This is a genomic window from Arthrobacter sp. ISL-30 (genome assembly GCF_018613855.1).
Classification (GTDB): domain Bacteria; phylum Actinomycetota; class Actinomycetes; order Actinomycetales; family Micrococcaceae; genus Arthrobacter.
Map to the genome: position 1 here is coordinate 1 of NZ_JAGGPK010000008.1, position 5752 is coordinate 5752.

3 rRNA genes are annotated in these 5752 nt (G+C 56.0%); all 3 read right to left on the minus strand.

Features of this window, described 5'->3' with window-relative positions:
* Position 1: 1 nt before the first annotated feature.
* The 3 genes from rrf to J7E82_RS02810 all read right to left on the minus strand — a co-directional run bounded on the left by rrf (position 2) and on the right by J7E82_RS02810 (position 5459).
* A 5S ribosomal RNA gene (gene rrf, locus J7E82_RS02800) occupies positions 2-118 on the minus strand.
* Between the two features lie 172 nt (positions 119-290).
* A 23S ribosomal RNA gene (locus J7E82_RS02805) occupies positions 291-3418 on the minus strand.
* A 512-nt stretch (positions 3419-3930) separates the two neighbouring features.
* A 16S ribosomal RNA gene (locus J7E82_RS02810) occupies positions 3931-5459 on the minus strand.
* The 16S, 23S and 5S rRNA genes sit together here, the layout of an rRNA operon.
* Positions 5460-5752 lie beyond the last annotated feature (293 nt).

The window sequence follows — 5752 nt, forward strand, 5'->3', positions numbered from 1 at the left end:
TGTCCGGCGGTGTCCTACTCTCCCACACCCTCCCGGGTGCAGTACCATCGGCGCTGTGGGTCTTAGCTTCCGGGTTCGGAATGGGACCGGGCGTTTCCCCCACGCTATGACCGCCGTAACCCTTGTTCCCCCTGGCACGGACCCGTGGTGGGTGGTGCGGGGGTGATTCTGTGGTTACAACATGTTGCTGCCCCTTTTTTTGGGGGCGGCTGTGGTGTTGTTATTCAGTTGTGGGTTCCGGGTTGTTGTTCGGGAACCACATAGTGGACGCAAGCAGTATGTATGTTTGTGTGGTGTAAGTTGTTGGCCTATTAGTACCGGTCAGCTTCACGAGTCGTTAGTCCTCGCTTCCACATCCGGCCTATCAACCCAGTGGTCTGCTGGGGGCCTCTCACACCCGGAGGTGTATGGAAATCTCATCTTGAAGCGAGCTTCCCGCTTAGATGCTTTCAGCGGTTATCCCATCCGAACGTAGCCAATCAGCGGTGCACTTGGCAGTACAACTGACACACCAGAGGTTCGTCCGTCCCGGTCCTCTCGTACTAAGGACAGCCCTTCTCAAATTTCCTGCGCGCGCAGCGGATAGGGACCGAACTGTCTCACGACGTTCTAAACCCAGCTCGCGTACCGCTTTAATGGGCGAACAGCCCAACCCTTGGGACCTACTCCAGCCCCAGGATGCGACGAGCCGACATCGAGGTGCCAAACCATGCCGTCGATATGGACTCTTGGGCAAGATCAGCCTGTTATCCCCGAGGTACCTTTTATCCGTTGAGCGACGGCCATTCCACAATGTACCGCCGGATCACTAGTCCCGACTTTCGTCCCTGCTTGAGATGTCTCTCTCACAGTCAAGCTCCCTTGTGCACTTACACTCGACACCTGATTGCCAACCAGGCTGAGGGAACCTTTGGGCGCCTCCGTTACTTTTTAGGAGGCAACCGCCCCAGTTAAACTACCCATCAGGCACTGTCCCTGACCCGGATTACGGGCCGAAGTTAGATGTCCAAAGTGACCAGAGTGGTATTTCAACGATGACTCCACCCGAACTGGCGTCCGGGCTTCACAGTCTCCCACCTATCCTACACAAGCCACTCCGAACACCAATACCAAACTATAGTAAAGGTCTCGGGGTCTTTCCGTCCTGCTGCGCGTAACGAGCATCTTTACTCGTACTGCAATTTCGCCGAGTTTATGGTTGAGACAGCGGGGAAGTCGTTACTCCATTCGTGCAGGTCGGAACTTACCCGACAAGGAATTTCGCTACCTTAGGATGGTTATAGTTACCACCGCCGTTTACTGGGGCTTAAATTCTCAGCTTCGCCGTGAGGCTAACCGGTCCTCTTAACCTTCCAGCACCGGGCAGGAGTCAGTCCGTATACATCGTCTTGCGACTTCGCACGGACCTGTGTTTTTAGTAAACAGTCGCTTCCCCCTGGTCTCTGCGGCCCACACCCGCTCCGGGAAGCAAGTTCCCATCACGGGGCAGGCCCCCCTTCTCCCGAAGTTACGGGGGCATTTTGCCGAGTTCCTTAACCATAATTCTCTCGATCGCCTTGGTATTCTCTACCTGATCACCTGTGTCGGTTTGGGGTACGGGCGGCTAAAACCTCGCGCCGATGCTTTTCTAGGCAGCATAGGATCACCGGATCCCCCCGAACGGGGGTCCCATCAGATCTCAGGCTCAATGAACGGCGGATTTGCCTACCGTTCGCCCTACATCCTTGGACCGGGGCAACCATCGCCCGGCCCGGCTACCTTCCTGCGTCACACCTGTTAATACGCTTACCTCCCGGGATCAGGTCCCGCGCTCCACCAAAACCCTCACACCACAAGGGCGCTCGGGCAGGCTTCGGGCGGTTAGTATCCCCCGCTTGGTATTGGCGGTTTTTCGCCGGTACGGGAATATCAACCCGTTGTCCATCGACTACGCCTGTCGGCCTCGCCTTAGGTCCCGACTTACCCAGGGCAGATTAGCTTGACCCTGGAACCCTTGATCATTCGGCGGACGGGTTTCTCACCCGTCTTTCGCTACTCATGCCTGCATTCTCACTCGTGTAGGCTCCACCGCTGGTTCACACCGCGACTTCACCGCCCACACGACGCTCCCCTACCCATCCACACTCCTGAACCACAAAGGCTTGGAGAATGTGTGAATGCCACAACTTCGGCGGTGTACTTGAGCCCCGCTACATTGTCGGCGCGGAATCACTTGACCAGTGAGCTATTACGCACTCTTTCAAGGGTGGCTGCTTCTAAGCCAACCTCCTGGTTGTCTGGGCAACTCCACATCCTTTCCCACTTAGCACACGCTTAGGGGCCTTAGTTGGTGGTCTGGGCTGTTTCCCTCTCGACTATGAAGCTTATCCCCCACAGTCTCACTGCTGCGCTCTCACTTACCGGCATTCGGAGTTTGGCTGACGTCAGTAACCTTGTAGGGCCCATCGGCCATCCAGTAGCTCTACCTCCGGCAAGAAACACGCAACGCTGCACCTAAATGCATTTCGGGGAGAACCAGCTATCACGGAGTTTGATTGGCCTTTCACCCCTACCCACAGCTCATCCCCTCCATTTTCAACTGAAGTGGGTTCGGTCCTCCACGACGTCTTACCGTCGCTTCAACCTGGCCATGGGTAGATCACTCCGCTTCGGGTCTAGATCACGCCACTACACTCGCCCTGTTCAGACTCGCTTTCGCTACGGCTTCCCCACACGGGTTAACCTCGCGACGTAACACTAACTCGCAGGCTCATTCTTCAAAAGGCACGCCGTCACAGTAACAAGACTGCTCCGACGGATTGTAAGCACACGGTTTCAGGTACTGTTTCACTCCCCTCCCGGGGTACTTTTCACCTTTCCCTCACGGTACTAGTCCGCTATCGGTCATTAGGGAGTATTTAGGCTTATCAGGTGGTCCTGACAGATTCACACGGGATTTCTCGGGCCCCGTGCTACTTGGGATACTCTCCAAAAGGGATGCACAACATTACGGTTACGGGGCTCACACCCTCTCTGGCCGGCCTTTCAAGACCGTTCACCTATGCCTGCACCACACCCTCGCCGGCCCGGCAGAACCGGCACGGAAAGTCCCACAACCCCGCCCATGCAACGCCCGCCGGCTATCACACATGGAAACGGTTTAGCCTGATCCGCGTTCGCTCGCCACTACTAACGGAATCACTATTGTTTTCTCTTCCTGCGGGTACTGAGATGTTTCACTTCCCCGCGTTCCCCCCACGCACCCTATGTGTTCAGATGCGGGTCACCAGATCACTCGCGCGTCTGGCGGGGTTTCCCCATTCGGACATCCTGGGATCACCGCTCGGTTATCAACTCCCCCAGGCTTATCGCAGATTCCTACGTCCTTCTTCGGCTCCTAATGCCAAGGCATCCACCGTGTGCCCTTAAAAACTTGACCACACAAAAATCAAACATGCATACATTCGAGAGAACCAATGATCACAAAGACCAAAGATTCAACATCAAAAACAAAAATTGCTTTACAAGATGCTCGCGTCCACTATGTAGTTCTCAAACAACAACCCCACACCACACACCCCACACACACCCCAAAAAGGCGTTTACCTGTGTGATCGGCGCGGCAGGAAAAAACCAGAACCAACCGGCCCCGGCACACAACCACCATCACAACAACAGCAGCTGCATAACGGTCCTGTTGCCTCAGGACCCAACAGTGTGCCACACGCACCAGCCCCTTACCCGCACCCCACGCGTTCCAGGAAACCCGCACCACAAAGGCAGGGGTTTCCGTACTAACCAGGGCACGAACAAACGCACCGGCACTCTTTGCTGATATTCCACCCATGAGCACCCACCGCAGAACATGCGCCTGCGCAATGGGCTTTGCTCCTGACAACCCCCACCCCAGGACATACACCCCCAGGCAGAACATTGTAAGGCGCTCCTTAGAAAGGAGGTGATCCAGCCGCACCTTCCGGTACGGCTACCTTGTTACGACTTAGTCCCAATCGCCGGTCCCACCTTCGACGGCTCCCTCCCACAAAGGGGTTAGGCCACCGGCTTCGGGTGTTACCAACTTTCGTGACTTGACGGGCGGTGTGTACAAGGCCCGGGAACGTATTCACCGCAGCGTTGCTGATCTGCGATTACTAGCGACTCCGACTTCATGGGGTCGAGTTGCAGACCCCAATCCGAACTGAGACCGGCTTTTTGGGATTAGCTCCACCTCACAGTATCGCAACCCATTGTACCGGCCATTGTAGCATGCGTGAAGCCCAAGACATAAGGGGCATGATGATTTGACGTCGTCCCCACCTTCCTCCGAGTTGACCCCGGCAGTCTCCTATGAGTCCCCGGCCGAACCGCTGGCAACATAGAACGAGGGTTGCGCTCGTTGCGGGACTTAACCCAACATCTCACGACACGAGCTGACGACAACCATGCACCACCTGTGAACCGGCCCCAAAAGGGGAAACCACATTTCTGCGGCGATCCGGCCCATGTCAAGCCTTGGTAAGGTTCTTCGCGTTGCATCGAATTAATCCGCATGCTCCGCCGCTTGTGCGGGCCCCCGTCAATTCCTTTGAGTTTTAGCCTTGCGGCCGTACTCCCCAGGCGGGGCACTTAATGCGTTAGCTACGGCGCGGAAAACGTGGAATGTCCCCCACACCTAGTGCCCAACGTTTACGGCATGGACTACCAGGGTATCTAATCCTGTTCGCTCCCCATGCTTTCGCTCCTCAGCGTCAGTTACAGCCCAGAGACCTGCCTTCGCCATCGGTGTTCCTCCTGATATCTGCGCATTTCACCGCTACACCAGGAATTCCAGTCTCCCCTACTGCACTCTAGTCTGCCCGTACCCACTGCAGAACCGGAGTTGAGCCCCGGTCTTTCACAGCAGACGCGACAAACCGCCTACGAGCTCTTTACGCCCAATAATTCCGGATAACGCTTGCGCCCTACGTATTACCGCGGCTGCTGGCACGTAGTTAGCCGGCGCTTCTTCTGCAGGTACCGTCACCTCACGGCTTCTTCCCTACTGAAAGAGGTTTACAACCCGAAGGCCGTCATCCCTCACGCGGCGTCGCTGCATCAGGCTTGCGCCCATTGTGCAATATTCCCCACTGCTGCCTCCCGTAGGAGTCTGGGCCGTGTCTCAGTCCCAGTGTGGCCGGTCACCCTCTCAGGCCGGCTACCCGTCGTCGCCTTGGTAGGCCATTACCCCACCAACAAGCTGATAGGCCGCGAGTCCATCCAAAACCACAAAAGCTTTCCACCACCATCACATGCGTGAAGCGGTCATATCCGGTATTAGACCCAGTTTCCCAGGCTTATCCCAGAGTCAAGGGCAGGTTACTCACGTGTTACTCACCCGTTCGCCACTAATCCCCGGTGCAAGCACCAGATCATCGTTCGACTTGCATGTGTTAAGCACGCCGCCAGCGTTCATCCTGAGCCAGGATCAAACTCTCCGTTGAAGTAAAACAAAAACAGACACAACCAAAACCCGCGGAAATAACACAGGCCAAAGCTGCACAAAATTTGAAACCAGCTGTAAAAACCAGACCCCAACCACGCAAAACGGCAGGACCCGGCCATTCAACCAATTCAATAAAAATCGGTATCAACAAACATGGCACACTATTGAGTTCTCAAACAACAGACACACCCGGCACCACCCAAACCAACGTTCAGGATCGCTCCGGAGCAACTTACCAAACCTACCAGACCCGCACGACCCGGGCAACCCGGCTAAAAGCCGAACCACCCC